Below are 18,938 nucleotides of genomic sequence, written 5' to 3'. Positions count from 1 at the left end.
ACTTCTCCTTTTATCATGAAAGCTGCTGATACAAATCCTGATACACACGGGCAGAAGTTTTCCAGTCTACTTCCGCTTTATAAATGTTCTCCAGCAGAGCGGACCACTGGTTCTCGTCTGCGTAAACTGTAAGAGCATGATCGATGCAGCCGAGCATTTCGTATGCATCAGACTGATGAAAAGTAAATCCATTTCCCGTGCCGGTTTCGGGATTAAATGGGTGAATAGTATCTTTTAATCCACCGGTTTCTCTTACAATAGAGGCCGTTTCATAGCGCAGCGCTATGAGCTGGCTCAGGCCGCACGGTTCAAAGCGGGACGGAATAAGCAGAAAATCCGCGCCTGCATACATTCTCCGGGCCAGTCCCTCATCAAAATAAGTACGAATCGAAGCCTGCTCCGGATAATGGGAGGAAATATCCCGGAAATACTGCTCCAGGCCGGGATCTCCGGTACCAAGGAGGACAAATTGAATCGGCCGTTCCATCAATTCAGGAAATACATCAGCTACCAATGGCAGCCCCTTTTGGTCAGCAAGCCTTGTCACCATGGCGATGAGAGGGATATCTCCGTTTACCGGAAGTCCCAATTCGGCCTGCAGGCTTTCTTTGTTGCTGCGCTTTTTTTCCGGTGAGTGGTGATAAGGGTGGGGAATATAAGAATCATTTGCCGGATCGTATGACGCCGTATCTATTCCATTTAGAACACCGCGCAGAATGTCGGATTTATCGTTTAAAAGAGAATGCATTCCTTCTCCAAAAAACGGACTTTTGATTTCTTCAGCATAGGTCGGACTGACGGTCGTAATTAAATCGCTGTGATGCACAGCCGCCTTCAGGCAGTTAATAAGTCCGTTCCATTCCATGCCGAAGTAATGTTCTCCTCCTAAATTAATCAGGTCATCAAATGCGGAATTCTGCAGAATACCCTGGTACTGCAGGTTATGAATCGTAAACACGGTTTTGTAATGGAGGCCGTATGCTTTCAAAAAAGCGGGCACGAGGCCGGTCTGCCAGTCGTGACAGTGAATAATATCGGGATCTTTCTCCAGATGCGGAAGAGCAGCAATAACAGCTTTGGAGAAAAAAACAAACCGTTCGCCGTCATCATAGTAGCTGTAGATATTAGCCCGGTCAAAATAGTAATTATTTTTAATGAAATAATACGTAATTCCTTTTTCATTCAGTTTAAGTAAATCTGCACGCTGCCGGCGCCAGCCTAAATGAATCGTTATGTCGGTTTTAACAAGCTCCAGCCTGTCCGCAAAATGGTCTTTCATAAATTGATTGTAATACGGAAGAATAACCTGTATATGATCGTCGCTGGTTTCCTTTAAAGCATGAGGGAGGGCACCCACCACATCGGCGAGGCCCCCTGTTTTAAAAAATGGCTGTGATTCAGAAGCGGCAAATAAAAGATTCATTGGACATCTCTCCTTATATAACTGAACGTTTAGCTATGACATACGGACGATCTTCAATGCCCTTTAGTGTCGTTCCACTGGCAATCGTACTGTCTTTATCAATAATAGAGTAATCTATCGTGGAATCGGCCTTAATATGACAACGCTGCAGAATAATAGAGTCTTTAACTACGGCTCCTTTTTCCACCGTTACGCCCCGGAAAAGAATACTGTTGGATACTTCTCCTTCAATGGTACATCCATTGGCAACCAAAGAGTGATTGACCTCAGCACTGTCGCCGTATTTGGTAGGCGGCTCATCTTTTACTTTCGTATAAATCCGCTGGTTTTCAAAAAACAAAGTCTGGTAATGATCTGTATTAAGAAGCCGCATGTTCTGCTTGTAGTAGCTTTTCAGTGATTGGATAAACGCGGTATATCCTTCGTGATGATACGTCTGCACAGATAATTTATGCAGGTTATCTTTAATACCGTTTAAGAAAAAGTTTTCTTTTTCATTGTTGATACACTCATCTACGAGTTCCATAAGAAGACTTTTCTTGATAATGTACATCCCGGTAAAAATAGAAGGGAGGCTTCTATCATGGGAAAAAGCAGTAACCGCTCCATTTTCATCCGTCTGTAATTTAAGGTAGCTGTTATCCTCGCGGTCCTCATCGGATAAGCTGGCAGAGATTAACGTGACATCTGCATCAGATGATATATGCTTATCAAGTGCTTCGGAAATAGGAAGATTCATGATGCACTGACTTCCGCTGAGAAACACATATTCAGCTGAGCTTCTTTCAAAAAAGTCACGGTTATTATGAAAATGCTGCAGGTCACCGCGGGAAATGTCAGACGGGTCGTTCCAGTCCGGAGGGAGAATGAAGAGTCCTCCGCGCTTTCTGTCAAGGTCCCAGTCGGAACCGGTTCCGAGATGGTCCATAAGCGACCTGTACTTTTCACGTGCGAAAATTGCAATATCATGAATGTTGGCATTACTCATATTGGAAAGCGTAAAGTCAATCAGCCGGTATCTTCCGGCAAAAGGAACAGCAGCCCCGCTTCTGAAATATGTTAACTCATTAAGGTTGCTGTACTCGGAATCTAAATTTATAACACCCATCATTTTAGCCATAGTCTAGCCTCCTATTATTATCGTTGATTGCTTGGCAGGTATTGTTTAAACGAAGTATCGTTGTCGACAACCATGGAATCTTCTGCCTTGTCGAATGTAATAACGCAGTTGTCGGGTATAACGGTTCCAGGCCGGACGATAACTTTTTCAAGCGTGACATTGCTGCCGATTTTCACTTCCGGCATAATGACTGAATCCTTTATATTAGATCCGGCTTCCACACGTACTCCCTGGAAAAGCACGGAGCGCTGTATATGGCCAAGCACATGGCAGCCCTCATTGATGAGGGAATTGGAAACGGTTGCTTCCTGTCCCATGTAGTGGGGAGGCTGATTAGGGTTTACGGTATAGATTCTCCAGCTCCTGTCATGAAGACGCAGGCCTGAATTCTGGTCCAGCAGGTCCATATTGGCTTCCCAGTAGCTTTTAATCGTTCCAACGTCCTTCCAGTAGCCGTGAAAGGAGAAAGCTTTTAATTTACGTTCATCCTCAAGCATCATTGGAATAATATCTTTACCGAAATCATGGCTTGATTCAGAATTTTCTGCGTCTTTAATTAAGTAGTCGCGCAGGGAAGCCCAGGTAAATATATAAATACCCATGGAAGCCAGGTTATTTTTAGGTTCTTTTGGCTTTTCCTGGAATTCAATAACTTCCATCTGTTCGTTTGTATTCATGATGCCAAAACGCGAAGCGTCTTCCCATGGAACTTCAAGAACCGAGATGGTGGCATCCGCATTTTCCTTTTTATGCTGCTCGAGCATAGCATCGTAGTTCATTTTATAAATATGGTCACCTGAAATAACAAGAATGTATTCAGGGTTATATTGGTCAATAAACTGCATATTCTGGTAAATAGCGTCTGCTGTTCCGGAATACCAGCCTCCGCCTTCCTGAACGGTAAAAGGAGGGAGGATGGAAATTCCTCCATATTTTCTATCCAGCTCCCATGGAGTTCCGGAGCCGAGATGACGGTTTAAATCCATTGGCTGATACTGCGTCAGTACCCCAACCGTATCAATGTTGGAGTGTGTGCAGTTGCTTAAAGTGAAATCAATAATTCTATACTTTCCCCCAAATGGGACAGCGGGTTTTGCGGTATCTTTTGTTAACTGGCCGAGACGCTTTCCTTCGCCGCCTGCAAGCAGCATTCCAATAATTTCTTTACCCATTATGATTCCTCCTTTTAATTGCTTTTCTTTTCTTAAAGTACAGCGTAGAAAACGGCGGTACTACTGTATCAATAGAGTGGGGCCTGCCGTGAAGAGGGCTTGGGGAAGAGGGGAGGTATAATCTGTTTGTATAACCACTGCCCCCGAACTCCGCTTCATCGCTGTTAAATACTTCCTGGTACAAACCGGGTTCAGAAACGCCTATCCGGAAGTGAGGAAATTTCATTCCGGAGAAATTACACAATATCAGCAGCTCCTCTTCCTCACTCTGACGGGTAAAAAGAAGAATGTTCTGCTCGCTGTTGTCAGCGTCGACCCAGGTAAATCCTTCAGGCTGATGATCCTGTGCATACAAAGCCGGATGGTTTTTAACAAATTTCTGTAGAGAAGCGACGTAACGCTGAAGAGCATGGTGAATCGGATACGTTAAGAGATTCCATGCCAGCTCTTCTTTATCGCGCCATTCGTCGTAAGCACCGATCTCGCCTCCCATAAAAAGAAGTGTTTTCCCTGGATGGGATGCCATGTAGCCGTAAAGAAGGCGAAGCTGTGAAAACTGTTCTTCCTGGCTCCCGGGCATTTTGTCGAGAAGGGACTTCTTTTCATGGACGACTTCATCATGGGAGAGCGGAAGAATAAAACGTTCAGAAAATGCATACACACCGGAAAAAGTCAGCAGGTGATGAAAGTCTTTTCTCTGCGTCCAGTGCATCTTCATATATGTTAATGTATCATTCATCCATCCCATATTCCATTTGAAATCAAAACCCAGGCCGCCGTCCTTCACAGGATGTGTGATCATAGGCCAGGCCGTGCTTTCTTCTGCGATCATCAGGGTGTCCGGCAGTCTATCGGAAACAGCGGTATTAAGCTGCTTCAGGAAATCCACTGCTTCTAAATTTATACCTTCTCCATGTATATTATAAACCTTGGCATCCATTTCCGTTTTTTCGAGATTGTAATAAATCATACTGGCAACCGCATCAACGCGAATACCGTCCAGATGGAGATCCTCCAGCCAGAATACCGCATTGGAGATTAAAAAAGATCTGACTTCAGGTTTGGTATAATCAAATACCAATGTTCCCCAGTTTGTTTTTTCAGCAATCATTGGGTCATCATATTCATAAAGCGGTTTTCCGTCGAACTGTCTGAGGCCGTGGGAGTCTTTACAGAAATGTCCCGGCACCCAGTCCATAATAACTCCGATGCCGGATGCATGGCAGGCATCAACGAAATACTTAAAGTCATCAGGAGTTCCGTAGCGGCTTGTAATAGAGAAGTAGCCTGTAACCTGGTAACCCCAGGACTGATCAAAGGGATGCTCAGAGATAGGAAGTAGCTCCACATGAGTGTATTCCATTTCCAGAAGGTAGGGTATAATGTGGGTGGCAAGCTCCCGGTAAGAATAAAACGAACCATCCGGATGCTGCTTCCATGTGCCGGCGTGCATTTCATAAACGGCGATTTTTGATTCATAAAAGTTAGTGCGTGCACGTTCAGCAAGATATTTCTCATCGTTCCAGTGATGCGTTGATTCCAGCATCGAAACGGAAGCCGTATTAGGCCTGATTTCAGAAAAAACAGCATAGGGATCAGCTTTCAAAAGGATGCTGCCGTCTTCTGCTGTAATGGAGTATTTGTATGTAGCCTGTGCTTTCCACTCCGGGAAAAAACCGGACCATACTCCTAAATCATCAATACGGTGCAGTTCGAAGCCTTCTCCTGTCCAGGCATTTTCTTCACATGCGATGTGGATTTTTTCCGCATGGGGGGCCCAGACGGTAAAGCGACAGCCTTTTTTTCCTTTATAAGTAATATGGTGGCACCCAAACACGTGATGGCTGTGATAAAATGTTCCTTCATGAAAAAGATAAAGTTGCTCTTCTGTAATCCCGTACATATCCATTTGTATAACTCACCTAAATTCGTTTGACGTAAAAGTTTCGTTCCAGCAGTGCTGTCCTATTAATACTTATTCGCTGCATACAGAGGTATTCCCTTTTTTATAAGAAATTATTTATTTTTTCCCAACTTTAATACAAGAATATAAAATTAACGAGAGAAAGGAGCAGGATATATGTTTTTTGGAAAAGAAACGGTGCTTCCGGCCGCCCGCACAGCAAAAGAATTTGATGGTCTGTTAAAGAAAGAAGGGACACACATAGTACTGCTCAATACCCACATTGCGCAGCTGAAAAGCATGATCCAGCTGGCCAAATCCGAAAATAAGAAAGTTATCCTGCACGCTGACCTTGTGCAGGGACTTGCCCATGATGAATATGCAGCCCAGTTTCTCTGCCAGCATATCAAGCCGTATGGATTGATTTCGACAAGAAAACAAATGCTGATCACGGCAAAAAAACATAAAGTTCTGGCTATGCAGCGATTATTCCTGCTCGATTCACTGGCACTCGACACGAGTTTCCGATTAATAGATGACGTTAAACCGGACATTATAGAAGTACTGCCGGGTGTCATCCCGGGCATGATAACAGAGGTACTCGAAAGGTCCGGCATTCCTGTAGTAGCAGGCGGGCTCATCCGCAGCCGCGAAGAAGTTAATAATGCTCTTCAAGCAGGGGCAACAGCAGTAACAACCAACCGGAAGGAACTCTGGAACCCTGATTTATAAAAAGAAAAGCTTTTCTCTTTACAATAATTCCACACGGGGTGTACAATAACTATAAGTTAAAATCAGGTCGGAGCCGCAGGAGAGACCGCAATATTTCTATACAGGACAACTGTATGGTCATATTGCGGTTTTTTTATACCTGATAAAACGGCGGTCCGGCACTACAGGAGGGCGTAACTTTGAATAATCAATCATTTTCAGCTGTATCCAGAGAGAGCAGATTAGAACAAATGAGCCGGGAAACGCTGGACGTTTTAGTAATTGGCGGAGGTATCACAGGAGCAGGAATTTCCCTGGATGCTGCCGCAAGAGGTATGAAAACAGGACTGGTGGAAATGCAGGATTTTGCAGCAGGAACTTCCAGCCGTTCAACCAAGCTTGTCCACGGTGGATTAAGATACCTTAAACAGTACGAAGTAGGACTTGTAGCTGAGGTTGGAACAGAAAGAGCAATCGTATATGAAAATGCTCCGCACGTAACAGAACCACAGTGGATGCTTCTTCCTTTAGTAGAAAACGGTTCGTTCGGTAAAACTTCAATGTCCTTTGGACTTAAAGTGTACGACAGGCTTGCTAAAGTAAAAAAAGAAGAACAGCGCTTTATGCTTAATAGAGAAAAAACGCTGGAAAAAGAACCGCTTCTTAGAAATGAAGGGTTAAAAGGCGGCGGTGTATACGTAGAATACCGGACAGATGATGCCAGGCTGACCCTGGAAACAATAAAGCGTTCCATAGATTTTGGAGCAAATCCGGTTAACTACGCCAGAGTGGAAGATTTTGTGTATGAAAATGGAAAAGCTGTGGCAGTTAAAGTAAAAGATACAGTGAACAATAAAGAGTATACCATTTATGCCAATCATATTATTAATGCTGCAGGACCGTGGGTGGATACGCTGCGTAAAAAAGACGGCTCCAACTTCGGCAAGCATCTTCGTCTGACAAAGGGGATTCACCTTGTATTCGATAGAACCCGCTTCCCGCTGCGCCAGGCAACTTATTTTGATACGCCGGACGGCCGTATGGCTTTCGCTATCCCAAGAGACAACAAAACGTATGTTGGCACAACAGACACCGTGTATGAAGCAGATATCGCTTCCCCGAGAATGACGGAAGAAGACAGAAGCTATGTTCTCGAGATCTCCAACTACATGTTCCCTGAGCTCAAGCTCACAAAAGAGGACGTGGAGTCAAGCTGGGCCGGACTGCGTCCGCTTATCTATGAAGAAGGAAAATCAGCTTCCGAGATTTCCAGAAAAGATGAAGTGTTTCTTTCTGAAACCGGTCTGATCTCTATTGCAGGAGGCAAGCTGACTGGGTATCGCAAAATGGCTGAAAAAGCCGTCGATATTGTGGCAGAACGAATGAATATCCATGCTCCATGTCCAACCGAGCACATTCACCTTTCCGGCGGGGCAGTAGATGGATCTTCCGGCTTTGATACGTATGTAAAAACACAGGCATACCTTGGCGAGCAGGCAGGTCTGTCCAAAGATGAAGCCGAGCAGGTTATTGAATTCTACGGTTCTAATGCACCGAACGTATTTGCTCATATTAAGAAACAGAAAACAGACATTGAACAGGCAGGTCTTCCGTTAAAACTAGGCGGCCAGATTCTTTACGCGCTTGAAGAAGAAATGGCGGTTACACCGCTTGACTTCTTTAACAGACGTGCCGCTCTTCTGTTTTTCGGAATGAACGAAGTAGATAAATGGAAAGAGCCGGTCCTTGCTTTTATGAAGAAAAAAGCAGGCTGGAATGAAACACAGGCAGCTTCATTTGTAGAAGAGCTGGAAACGGAAATCCGTTATGCCAAGCATACAGAAGAAGAAGTAGAAACAGAAAGCGCCGTGCTTTCCTAATAATTTATGAACAGCAGAAGCGATCCGGCTTCTGCTGTTTTTTTATGGGATAAATGAGATAAAATAAGGGTATACATACAACAACGCCGTCGGCAGAAAAGCCATTTTTTATTAATCATGGTAGAACGTGTCTATGTTTACTATAATAAGAATATACAAACAGAAAAGAGGTCATGCGAAATGGACTGGAAAACGAATTGGGAAAGATGGACGTCTTTTTCATCTCTGGAAAAAGAACTTGATGAGGAGCTGAACGTTCTTTCCGAAGAAGAAACGCAGCTTGAGGACAGTTTTTACAAGTATCTGGAGTTTGGCACAGGCGGTATGCGCGGTGAAATGGGACCGGGTACAAACAGAATGAATATATACACGATCCGCCGCGCAGCAGAAGGACTGGCACGGTTTATAGAAAGCAGGGGGGAGGAAGCTAAAGCACGAGGAGTCGCGATAGCTTATGATTCCAGGCACCGATCCGGCTTATTTGCGATGGAAACGGCACGCACGCTGGGTGCACACGGCATTCAGGCATACATATTTGAGAACCTGAGGCCGACACCGGAACTTTCCTTTGCTGTTAGGTATCTGCATGCTTTTGCAGGCGTTGTCATTACGGCAAGCCACAATCCTCCTATATATAACGGTTTTAAAGTGTACGGCAAAGACGGCGGCCAGTTTCCTCCGGAGCCGGCAGAAGAGCTGGTAGACTTTGTAAACAGCGTCGAAAATGAACTGGAGATTGAAACAGCGGAGCAGAGCACATTGGAACAGGATGGCCTGCTGAAAGTAATCGGGGAAGAAATAGATCTTCCGTACAATCAGCATCTGGAAACCATCCTGCTGGATCCGGAAACTGTAAAAAAAGAGGGTGGAGATCTTTCCATCGTTTTCTCACCGCTTCACGGAACCGCTCATATACCGGTAACGCGGATTTTTGAATCGAGCGGATTCTCCAATGTGCATGTCGTAGCCGAGCAGGCAGAGCCTGATCCGGAGTTTTCCACGGTGAAAAGCCCGAATCCTGAAGAAAAAGCAGCATTTGAACTGGCTATTGAGCAGGGAGATAAGCTGGGAGCCGATCTGCTGGTGGCAACGGATCCGGATGCGGACCGGATTGGTATTGCGGTGAAAGCCAAAGACAACCATTACCAGGTGCTGTCCGGAAATCAGACAGGAGCGCTTATTCTGGATTTTCTTCTTTCCCAGCGTAAAGAAAAAGGCATCCTTCCTGAAAATGGAATCGTCATGAAAACAATTGTGACGTCGGAACTAGGACGCGTTATTGCTTCCCATTACGGGCTGGAAACGATGGACACGCTGACCGGATTTAAATTTATCGGGGAGAAAATCAAAGAGTTTGAAGAAAGCGGCGAATACGTGTTTCAGTTTGGCTATGAAGAATCCTTTGGTTACTTGATTGCCGATTTTGTCAGAGACAAAGATGCCGTACAGTCTGCTTTAATTATCGCAGAAATGGCGCTCTGGCATAAAAAGAATGGCCGTACCATCTATGAAGCTCTTCAGGAGCTTTATGAAAAATACGGATGCTATCTCGAAGACCTGGATTCACTGACTTTAAAAGGAAAAGCAGGGGTTGAAAAAATCGAGGAGATTATGCATCACTTCCGTTCCAATCCGCCGGAAATCATCAGCGGGCAGAAAGTAACCTCGATGGAAGATTACCATACCGGGGAAAGAACATTTTTAACAGATGGTAAAAAAGAAAAAATCGAGCTTCCGGTGTCCAACGTTCTTAAATTTAAGTTCGAAGACGACTCCTGGTTTTGTGCCAGACCGTCCGGAACAGAACCAAAAGTTAAATTTTATTTCGGCGTAGTAAAAGACGATGTTAAAGAAGCCGAAGAGTCTCTGCTGCAGCGTAAAATGGATGTTATGTCCATCGTTCACCAGATGATTCAATAATATAAAAAAAGAGCTGCCCCAAATGCTATTTGGGACAGCTTTTTTTATTTTACTTTAAAGCTTTGTTTATGATCAACTTCATCGATCGGGTTGACCTCGATTTTATCCACTTTCGAAAAACGCGGCCCTTTTTCCACAGAAGTCAAAAAAGACCTCATCGCTTTGTCATCGCCTTCCGCTGCGATTTCCACGGTATTGTCTGTTTTGTTATGAACCCATCCATAAATGGAAAGTTTATCTGCTTCCATTTTTGTGAACTGCCGGAAACCAACGCCCTGAACAAGGCCATGTACGATTATATGCTGTTTCACTGCCGCATTCCTCCTTTATCCATTTCTATACCTTAATGAAATGAACTTCAAACCATGGGTCTGACTCCAGGGACTCTTCTGTTTCTGAAATAACATGAGGAACCCCTTCTTCGTCTGTAGACAGCCAGGTGCCGGAGCTGTCCTGAAAAACCGGATATACGTAACCTTCCTGAAATAGGATAGTTCCATTCTGAGGTTCTATATAATCATGGTGCAGTGCTTTCCATACGGTACGTCTGCATTTTACTAATTCCATCTTTTTCTCCTTTGTATCTTTATATCTTTAGCATTATAGCATGAGTAAGCCGGCAGAAGAAAATATTCAGGCAGCTTCATTAATAACAACGAAAGAAATCCCCCTCATCAAAACCACAAGGCTTTGACGGGGGGAGAGGATGTTTATGATTTATTATTTTTTTGCCGAATGGTGGCGGTAGGCCGTGTGGTTAACGGGGCCGATATAGCTGTTAAGAGGAAAGGAATCGGTAATGGCTGCATGAACAAACTGTTTTGCCAGAGCGATTGCCTCTCTAACCGGTACTCCTTTTGCAATTTCGGCTGTAATGGCTGCGGAAAAAGTGCAGCCGGCTCCATGGGTATACGCGGTATCTACTTTAGGCGATTCCAGCAGTTCAAATGTTTTTCCATCATAAAAAACATCCGTAGAGCTGCTTCCGCCAATCTCACCACCGCCTTTGATAATAACAAAAGCCGGGCCTTTTTCATAAATAAGAGCCGCCGCCTGCTTCATATCGTCAATGGTTTTCAATGGCTCGGTGCCGGCAATCGAAGACGCTTCAAATAAGTTGGGTGTCACGACAAGAGCCTTAGGAACAAGGGTGTCGCGCAAGTACTGATCAAGTTCAGGATTCAGCGCTTCATCGGTGCCTTTGCATACCATCACCGGATCGACTACTAATTTTTCTACTTTAAATTCTTCTACCTTTTCTGCGACCAGTTCAATTACTTCTTTTGACCCGAGCATTCCCGTTTTGGCTGCGTCTACGCCTATTCCTTTGAGTACGGTCTGCAGCTGGGCTTCCAGAGCACGAATATCCTGAGGATAAACGGCGTGGAACCAGTCCCGGTCGGGATCTTGTGCAACAATAGTTGTCAGTGCAGTCATTCCGTAAACTTCAAGCTCCTGAAATGTTTTCAGGTCTGCCTGAATGCCGGCACCGCCGCTCGTGTCAGAGCCTGCGATACTGAGTACTTTATTTAAGCTCATATCTATCATCCTTTCTTATATGGCCCATTCACCATTTTGAAATACAGATTCTTTAGTGCCATCCGGCAGAATGCCTTCAATATTCATTTTATTGCTTCCTACCATGAAGTCAACATGGGTCAGGCTGGTGTTTAAACCGGCCTCCTGCTTTTCCTGCTCGTTCATTGTGGTGCCGCCTTCTACACAAAAGGCATAGGCGCTGCCTATTGCTAAATGGTTCGAAGCATTCTCATCGAAAAGCGTATTGTAAAAAAGTATGCCGCTCTGGGAAATAGGGGAGCTGTGGGGAACCAAAGCCACTTCTCCGAGCCGGTGGGACCCTTCGTCGGTGTCGATAAGATTGCGGAGAGTGGATTCTCCTTCACCGGCAGAAAAATCAACAATTTTTCCATCTTTAAAATGAATAGTAAAATCATCAATCACATTGCCGCTGTAATTTAAAGGCTTTGTATTTTTCACATAGCCGTTTACGCCGTCTTTATGCGGAACGGTAAATACTTCCTCGGTAGGCATGTTGGCGATAAAATGAACACCTTCTGTGTTCGGTCCGCCGCCGCCCGCCCAGATGTGATGATCCGGCAGGTCAATTTTTAAATCCGTGCCGGGAGCTGTATAATGCAGCTGCTTGTATTTTTTGCTGTTAAGAATAGCAGATTTGGCCTGAAGCTTTTTGTCATGTTCTTCCCAGGCAAGTACAGGATTCTCAAGGTCGGCGCGGACGGCTTTGAAAATAGCTTCCCACAGCTGCTGCACGGCTTCTGTTTCAGATACTTCCGGAAAGACTTTTTTAGCCCATCCAGTTGAAGGAGCAGCCGTAACGAGCCAGCTTACTTTATCAGATTGAATATAATTGCGGAACTGCTTCATGGCCTCTCCGGCCGCTTTATTGGCAGCAGCCACTTTTCCTGCGTCTGCATATTTCAGCAGATCCGGATCGGAGGATTTCACAGTAATAAACGCGGCTCCTCTTTCTGCCAGCTCTTCCCGTGCTTTGGAATGCCACCACGGATATTCCTGAATAGCCTCCATTGGCGCGTGATCGAGCTTAAGCTTGGCAAGCTCTTCGTCGGACCACTCCACGTGGACATTGTGAGCTCCTGCTTCATAAGCTTTTTCAGCAAGCAGTCTTACAAACTCATATGAATGAATGGGAGCGGCGATGACCAGAATCTGCCCTTTTTGAAGATTGACTCCCTTTTTGATGGACAACGATGCATAATTTTCTAGTTTTGTATTAAAATCTGTCATGATGCTGTCTCCTTTGCGGCTGGAATAGTTGTAATGAAAGTCTGTCAAAATTGTATCATAATATGGACAAAAAAAAGAACGATTGGAACAGCTCCAATCGCTAAAAGGTATTGTACGTATTTAAAAACAAAGAAAAATAGGAGCGGATAGACGAAAACCCGCCCTTTTCCAATGCATTATTATCGTATCAAAAGATAAGACAATGCGTAAACCTAGTATGAAATGATGAGCCGTATTCTATTGATATATGCTTGCTCCAGCTGCTGTTTTAATAAAAAATATAACACTAGGAATATTTTGTTCGTTTTATAGAATAAAACAGCAAAAAAAAAGAGCACTGCCGGGCAGTGTTCTTTTTAATGGATATGCACAGTTTCCCTGGAATGGAAATTATGCGCGTCCGCTACAAACCGGGTAGGAACGGACTGGATTTTGCTGTTGTATTTTGTAACGGTATTATTATACACACGCTTTGCTTTATCAAGCTTTGCTTCCGATTCTATAAAGAGAGCTTCCAGTTTTTCAAAATCTTTATTTCCCTGTAAGCCTTCATTTTCCTGTTTTTTATCAAATACACTGCGCAGGGATGCAGATAGTGCTTCGTCAGCATCCACAAGCTCTGCTCTCGACTGTTTCCTAGAATCCAGCCCGCTGCGGAGTTCCAGAAGCTTTTCAAGAAGTGCCTGCTCATGACGCATATAGGGCTGGGCAGTGTCTACAAGCTCAGGAATGAGGTCGAATTGACGCTTGATCTGCACTTCCACCTGCTCCCAGGACTCTTCCACCCAGTTTAAGTATTTGATTAACGCATTATATCCAATTATCCAGCTTGCTAAAGCAATAACGATAACTATTCCGAGAACGGTCCCAAAAAAGGTCACATTCCATCAACCTCCTTTATAGCATGCGGCAGTATCCTGCCTGCAAAAGCATTAGTCTATTATACCACGAGTGCCGGGTGAAAAAACACACCTGCCATATAATAGAAAAGGCTTTTCCTTTTTAATACGTAATGCCTACCCGTTTTCTTTCATAGGCGGGATGAAGGAGAAGGTGAACAGTGAAAGCTGCTGTATCGGCTGTAGTGATTTTATAGCCATCTTTAGGAAGGAAATCTTCTTCGGCACGGATTTTTCCATGTTCTTCGCCATCAGGCAGGTAAGTAGGACAGATAATAGTCCAGACGAGACCGGTTGTTTGCAGCATTTCATATACTTTGGCATGATCCTCTGCGGCGGTCGTACTGCGGCGCTTTGACTCAGAGGAAGCGAAGCGGTACGTTCCCGGTTCTGAACGGGCATCGAGTATACCTGCTGTGCCTATCGTCAGAAGCCTGTTTATATTGTGTGCCTCCATAGCCTCAATAATATGAGGCATACTCTGCTGGAGCGTATTCTGTTTATCGGTGCCAAGGGCGCTGATAACTGCATCCGCTCCTTGAATCGTCTGTTCGACATCTTCTTTATGAAGAGCGTCTCCTTTTATGACCTTCAAAAGAGGAGAGGCTGATGTTAATTTCTCAGGAGAACGTGCGAGCGCAGTAACTTCGATGTTTTCTTCCAGCAGCATATCCAGAATGTAGCGCCCGACTCTGCCGGTTCCTCCGAAAAGAGCAATTTTCATACTATACCTACTTTCTCAAAGCTTAATACTACTGTATTTTCCCCTGTTCGCAGCAGAAGAAACATAAAAGCCTGGAAAAGATAAGGAAATAAAGCATTCATTATTTCCTGAACTGTATTTGAAAACGTTACCAAATTAGATGGATAACAATGATAAAATAGAAGTAATCAATGAACGAATTTCTCCTCCCAATCTGAATAAAAGGGTGATGCAGTGTGGATAAGCAGGACTGGTGGTTTCCGACAGATATTCAAATAAAAGCGACAAGGCTGCACAAATGGATGAGAAAACTCGGCTATACCGACTACGATGCTTTTTATAAAGCCTCGATATTGGATATAAGCTGGTTCTGGAGCCAGGCGGAAAAAGAGCTGGATATTGAATGGTTCCACCATTACAGGTATGCGCTTGATCTTTCTGACGGCTGGAAATGGCCGCACTGGTATGTAAAAGGAAAGCTGAACGCTTCTCACAATGCCGTTTTTAAATGGGCGGAAAAGGAAGATACCAAGCAGGGCACGGCTCTGAAATGGGAAGGGGAAGACGGAGAGCAGGAACAGTATACATTTGATGAGCTCACAGCTGCCGTTAAACGCGCAGCCAATGGATTGAAGCATTCAGGAATAAGCAAAGGCGATGTCGTCACGCTGTATATGCCGATGATTCCTGAAACCGTCATTTCCATGATGGCTCTCTCGCAGATTGGTGCCGTTTTTTCGCCCGTTTTTTCAGGATACGGGGCAGAAGCAGTAGCGGCAAGAATGGATGCGGCCGGTTCTTCCGTACTGATTGCGGCCTCCGGCTATACGAGAAAAGGCCGTCCGGTTTTAATGAAAAAAGAGGCGGACCGGGCGGTTGATTTATCCGAATCCGGAAAAACGCTGATCATTGTAGAGCGGGAGGACGACGTAGAAATCCGGGATACAATAGATATAACCTGGAAAGAAATTATAAACCATGCCCCGCTTGATAAGGTTCATAAAGCGAAAAGCGACGAACCGTTTATGCTGCTCTATACGTCAGGCACCACCGGAAAACCTAAAGGGACGGTTCATACACATGGCGGTTTTCCTATAAAGGCGGCATTTGACGCAGGGCTTTGCATGGATGTGAAAAAAGGGGATACGTTCTGCTGGTATACAGATATGGGATGGATGATGGGGCCGTTTCTTGTATACGGAGCTCTAATGAACGGTGCGTGTTTAATGATGTATGAAGGCGCACCTGATTACCCGGAACCGGATCGACTGTGGAAGCTGACAGAGTCAGCGGGTATTACCCACTTGGGAGTCTCCCCGACACTCATCCGTTCCCTAATGCAGCACGGGAAAGAATGGACAGAAAGAAAAGACCTGTCCTCTCTTAGAGTGATAGGGTCCACCGGAGAGCCATGGAACCCGGAACCGTGGAAGTGGCTGTTCCGGACAGCCGGCAGAAGCAGAATTCCTATCATTAATTACTCGGGAGGCACAGAAACATCCGGCGGCATTTTAGGAAACCTCCTATTAAAGCCAATCGGCCCGGCTACTTTTAACAGTGCCATTCCGGGTATGGCGGCAGACGTATTCAATGATGACGGCCAGTCGGTGACAGGAGAAGTGGGAGAACTGGTAGTGAAAAAGCCGTGGGTCGGCATGACAGCCGGTTTTTGGAAAGAACCCCAAAGGTATGAAGAAGCTTATTGGAAAAGGTGGAAGGATATCTGGGTTCATGGGGATTGGGCAATAAAGACAAAAGAAGGCTACTGGACCATTACAGGAAGATCGGACGATGTGATGACCATTGCCGGCAAGCGGGTGGGCCCCGGCGAAATCGAATCGATTCTGGTGGAACATTATGCAGTAAAAGAGGCTGCTGCCATCGGGATCCCTGACGAGAAAAAAGGCGAGGCGCTTGTATGTTTCATTGTATTAAATGAAGGAAATCAGCCGGATAAAAGTATCACTGAAGAAGCGGGCAGACGCTGTGAGAGCAGCATGGGAAGGTCACTTGTCCCGTCAGCCATTTTCATTGTGGACGATCTTCCAAAGACAAGAAACGGCAAAATTATGAGAAGAGCGGTGCGGTCTGCTTTTCTAAATGAAGAAACAGGTGATTTATCGGCTCTTGAAAACCCGCAGGCTCTTGAGGATATTAAAGAAAAAGCAGAGAAGATGTAGATTTTCACGACGGCGGTTTCTTGATAAAGAAGCTGCCGTTTTTATCATGCCAAAAATGAGAGTTTCGCATTTCCGTCCTATAAACTTTCTTTCAAGACCTTGAATTTTCCGTACTATTTAGTATAATTATCTTAATTCCGATATAACCAATGTGTTTTATTAGAAAAACAGTTTGCTGATAAATAAAGAGAATAGATGCCTGCGTAAGAAGGCTCTTTCCAAGCAAAGAGTCTTTATTTTTTTCTGGAAGCCGCTTTTTACTAGCAGAGCCTCCGGTGAAAAAATAGATACTTTACCCGTTGTTTATTGAAAATTGTTATAATGAGTGTCGCTGCTGTTTATCGTAAATAAAGCAGTTAACATATAAAAATATCTTTGTGAGGTGGATCTCTTTGCAGCTTCAGGTAATAAATAGTCCTTTTAACCAAGAACAAACAGAGCTTTTAAACAAAGTTCTTCCATCGCTTACGGAAGAACAGAAAACGTGGCTGAGCGGATATCTGGCAGCATCCCAGGCAGCATCTGCAGGAACCACAGCAGTAGCAGAAGCGCCGCAGACATCCCAGTCCCCTGGAGCAGAGCCGGTCTCCAAAGAAGTAACCATCTTATTTGGTTCCCAGACTGGAAATGGACAGTCGATAGCAGAAGAAATGTCTAAAAAGTTAGAAAATCAGCAATATGAAGTAACCCTTTCTTCTATGAATGATTTTAAAGCGAATACGTTGAAAAAAGTAAAAAATCTACTCGTTATTGTGAGTACCCACGGGGAAGGCGACCCGCCCGACAACGCTGTGTCCTTCTATGAGTTTTTAAATGGAAGAAAAGCGCCTCAGCTTCAGGAACTGCAGTATTCGGTATTATCCCTCGGAGACAGTTCATATGAATTTTTCTGTCAGACGGGTAAAGAATTTGATACGAAGCTTGCTGAACTTGGTGGAAAGCAGCTTACGGAACGTGTCGACTGCGATGTTGATTTTGATGAAGATGCCGCAGAATGGATGGAAGGCGTCATTACTGCCCTGAATGAAAACCAGGCTGCTGCTTCTGCACCTTCTGCTTCCCAAACGTCGGACAGTGCAGTAGAAACAGAGCAGACGGCATACTCCCGTACGAATCCGTTTAAAGCAGAGCTTCTGGAAAGCCTGAATTTAAATGGCCGTGGATCAAATAAAGAAACCCTTCATCTCGAGCTGTCGCTTGAAGGATCCAATCTTGAATATGAACCCGGCGACAGTCTGGGCATTTTCCCTGAAAATGATCCAGTGCTGGCTGACCAAGTTATTGAAGAAATGGGATGGGATCCGGATGAAACCATCCAGCTGAACAAGCAGGGTAAAGTAAGCTCCCTCCGTGATGCGCTTATTACTTATTACGAAATTACAGTGCTTACAAAGCCGATGATGGAAAAAATTGCCGGCCTTTCCGAAAATCCTGAGCTGCTAAAGCTTACACAGGAAGGAAATGAGAGTAAGCTTAAAGAGTATATTTACGGCAGGGATCTTCTGGATCTGCTCAGGGACTTCGCGCCATGGAAGGCATCAGCTTCCGAGTTTACAGCGATTCTTCGTAAAATTCCGCCGCGTTTGTATTCCATCGCAAGCAGTCCTTCGGCCAATCCGGAAGAAGTGCATTTGACGATTGGTAAAGTCTGCTATGATTCTCATGGAAGAGAACGTACCGGTGTCTGCTCCGGCCAGACGGCAGAGCGCTCGGAGCCGGGCGATGAATTTTCTGTTTATGTGCAGCACAATCCTAACTTCAAACTGCCGGAAAGTGAAGATACCCCTATCATTATGGTAGGCCCGGGTACAGGAGCTGCACCGTTCCGTTCCTTTATGGAAGAGCGGGAAGAGCAGAATATTGAAGGCAACAGCTGGATGTTTTTCGGCGAACAGTATTTTGTCAGTGATTTCCTCTACCAGACAGACTGGCAGAAATGGCTGAAAAACGGAACGCTCGCCAAAATGGATGTGGCTTTCTCCCGTGATACAGAAGAGAAAATCTATGTGCAGCACCGTATGCTTGAAAAAAGTAAAGAGTTCTATGAGTGGATAGAACAGGGTGCAGTGTTATATATTTGTGGAGACGAAAAGAACATGGCGCACGACGTTCATCAGACCCTTCTGCAGATTCTGAAAGAAGAAGGCGGCATGAGTGAAATGCAGGCCGATGAATACGTTGCAGAAATGCAGCAGCAGAAAAGATATCAGCGTGACGTGTATTAAGGCATATAAAGGAGA

The 18,938-nt window shown here is 44.8% G+C and carries 15 protein-coding genes; 5 read left to right on the top strand and 10 right to left on the bottom strand.

The window, feature by feature from the left end:
* Positions 1 to 13 precede the first annotated feature (13 nt).
* From ATL39_RS11810 to glgB, 4 genes are read right to left on the bottom strand one after another with little or no spacing between them, the layout of a single operon-like run.
* Positions 14 to 1,423: a glycogen synthase gene (locus ATL39_RS11810; protein ID WP_120193553.1), complete on the bottom strand. Its 1,410-nt coding sequence runs from the start codon at positions 1,421 to 1,423 to the stop codon at positions 14 to 16.
* Between the two features lie 13 nt (positions 1,424 to 1,436).
* Entirely contained in the window at positions 1,437 to 2,543 is a 1,107-nt protein-coding gene (glgD, locus tag ATL39_RS11805) for a glucose-1-phosphate adenylyltransferase subunit GlgD (protein WP_120193552.1), read from the bottom strand.
* A gap of 17 nt (positions 2,544 to 2,560) precedes the next feature.
* Positions 2,561 to 3,715 carry a glucose-1-phosphate adenylyltransferase gene (locus tag ATL39_RS11800; protein ID WP_120193551.1) on the bottom strand — a complete coding sequence of 385 codons (1,155 nt, stop codon included), beginning with the start codon at positions 3,713 to 3,715 and terminating at the stop codon, positions 2,561 to 2,563.
* Positions 3,708 to 5,624 carry a 1,4-alpha-glucan branching protein GlgB gene (gene glgB, locus ATL39_RS11795; protein WP_120193550.1) on the bottom strand — a complete coding sequence of 639 codons (1,917 nt, stop codon included), beginning with the start codon at positions 5,622 to 5,624 and terminating at the stop codon, positions 3,708 to 3,710. Before glgB ends, ATL39_RS11800 begins: the two co-directional genes overlap by 8 nt.
* 171 nt (positions 5,625 to 5,795) lie before the next feature.
* Here glgB and ATL39_RS11790 point away from each other — a divergent pair, with 171 nt between their 5' ends.
* The 3 genes from ATL39_RS11790 to ATL39_RS11780 all read left to right on the top strand — a co-directional run bounded on the left by ATL39_RS11790 (position 5,796) and on the right by ATL39_RS11780 (position 10,129).
* A complete protein-coding gene (locus ATL39_RS11790) occupies positions 5,796 to 6,350 on the top strand; it encodes a glycerol-3-phosphate responsive antiterminator (protein ID WP_120193549.1) in 555 nt (184 codons plus the stop codon).
* A 230-nt stretch (positions 6,351 to 6,580) separates the two neighbouring features.
* Complete coding sequence (locus ATL39_RS11785) at positions 6,581 to 8,209, top strand: glycerol-3-phosphate dehydrogenase/oxidase (RefSeq protein ID WP_120193597.1); 1,629 nt, start codon at positions 6,581 to 6,583, stop codon at positions 8,207 to 8,209.
* A 180-nt stretch (positions 8,210 to 8,389) separates the two neighbouring features.
* Entirely contained in the window at positions 8,390 to 10,129 is a 1,740-nt protein-coding gene (locus tag ATL39_RS11780) for a phospho-sugar mutase (RefSeq protein WP_120193548.1), read from the top strand.
* Positions 10,130 to 10,173: 44 nt separating this feature from the next.
* Here the strand turns inward: ATL39_RS11780 and ATL39_RS11775 are convergent, their stop codons facing one another.
* From ATL39_RS11775 to ATL39_RS11750, 6 genes are all read right to left on the bottom strand, one after another.
* On the bottom strand, positions 10,174 to 10,440 hold the full coding sequence (locus ATL39_RS11775; protein WP_120193547.1) for an acylphosphatase: 267 nt from the start codon (positions 10,438 to 10,440) through the stop codon (positions 10,174 to 10,176).
* A 25-nt stretch (positions 10,441 to 10,465) separates the two neighbouring features.
* Positions 10,466 to 10,696, bottom strand: coding sequence for a hypothetical protein (locus ATL39_RS11770; protein ID WP_120193546.1), 231 nt, complete (start codon positions 10,694 to 10,696; stop codon positions 10,466 to 10,468).
* 153 nt (positions 10,697 to 10,849) lie between these two features.
* The gene (gene pdxK / locus ATL39_RS11765; protein ID WP_120193545.1) at positions 10,850 to 11,668 is read right to left on the bottom strand and encodes a pyridoxine/pyridoxal/pyridoxamine kinase; all 819 of its coding nucleotides are present in this window, start codon (positions 11,666 to 11,668) and stop codon (positions 10,850 to 10,852) included.
* A 15-nt stretch (positions 11,669 to 11,683) separates the two neighbouring features.
* The gene (locus ATL39_RS11760; protein WP_120193544.1) at positions 11,684 to 12,916 is read right to left on the bottom strand and encodes an aminopeptidase; all 1,233 of its coding nucleotides are present in this window, start codon (positions 12,914 to 12,916) and stop codon (positions 11,684 to 11,686) included.
* 356 nt (positions 12,917 to 13,272) lie between these two features.
* Positions 13,273 to 13,797, bottom strand: a complete 525-nt coding sequence (locus ATL39_RS11755; RefSeq protein WP_120193543.1) for a LemA family protein — start codon at positions 13,795 to 13,797, stop codon at positions 13,273 to 13,275.
* Between the two features lie 121 nt (positions 13,798 to 13,918).
* The gene (locus tag ATL39_RS11750) at positions 13,919 to 14,539 is read right to left on the bottom strand and encodes an NAD(P)-dependent oxidoreductase (RefSeq protein ID WP_120193542.1); all 621 of its coding nucleotides are present in this window, start codon (positions 14,537 to 14,539) and stop codon (positions 13,919 to 13,921) included.
* 215 nt (positions 14,540 to 14,754) lie between these two features.
* On the opposite strand from ATL39_RS11750, the gene ATL39_RS11745 reads away from it, so the two are divergent.
* Complete coding sequence (locus ATL39_RS11745) at positions 14,755 to 16,698, top strand: AMP-binding protein (RefSeq protein ID WP_245960980.1); 1,944 nt, start codon at positions 14,755 to 14,757, stop codon at positions 16,696 to 16,698.
* Positions 16,699 to 17,090: 392 nt separating this feature from the next.
* Complete coding sequence (locus ATL39_RS11740; protein WP_120193541.1) at positions 17,091 to 18,923, top strand: assimilatory sulfite reductase (NADPH) flavoprotein subunit; 1,833 nt, start codon at positions 17,091 to 17,093, stop codon at positions 18,921 to 18,923.
* Positions 18,924 to 18,938: the final 15 nt, after the last annotated feature.

Source organism: Sinobaca qinghaiensis, from assembly GCF_003610495.1.
GTDB lineage: Bacteria > Bacillota > Bacilli > Bacillales > Marinococcaceae > Sinobaca > Sinobaca qinghaiensis.
The sequence above is the reverse complement of the archived record's forward strand: the minus strand, read 5'-3'. Positions and strand labels throughout refer to the sequence as shown.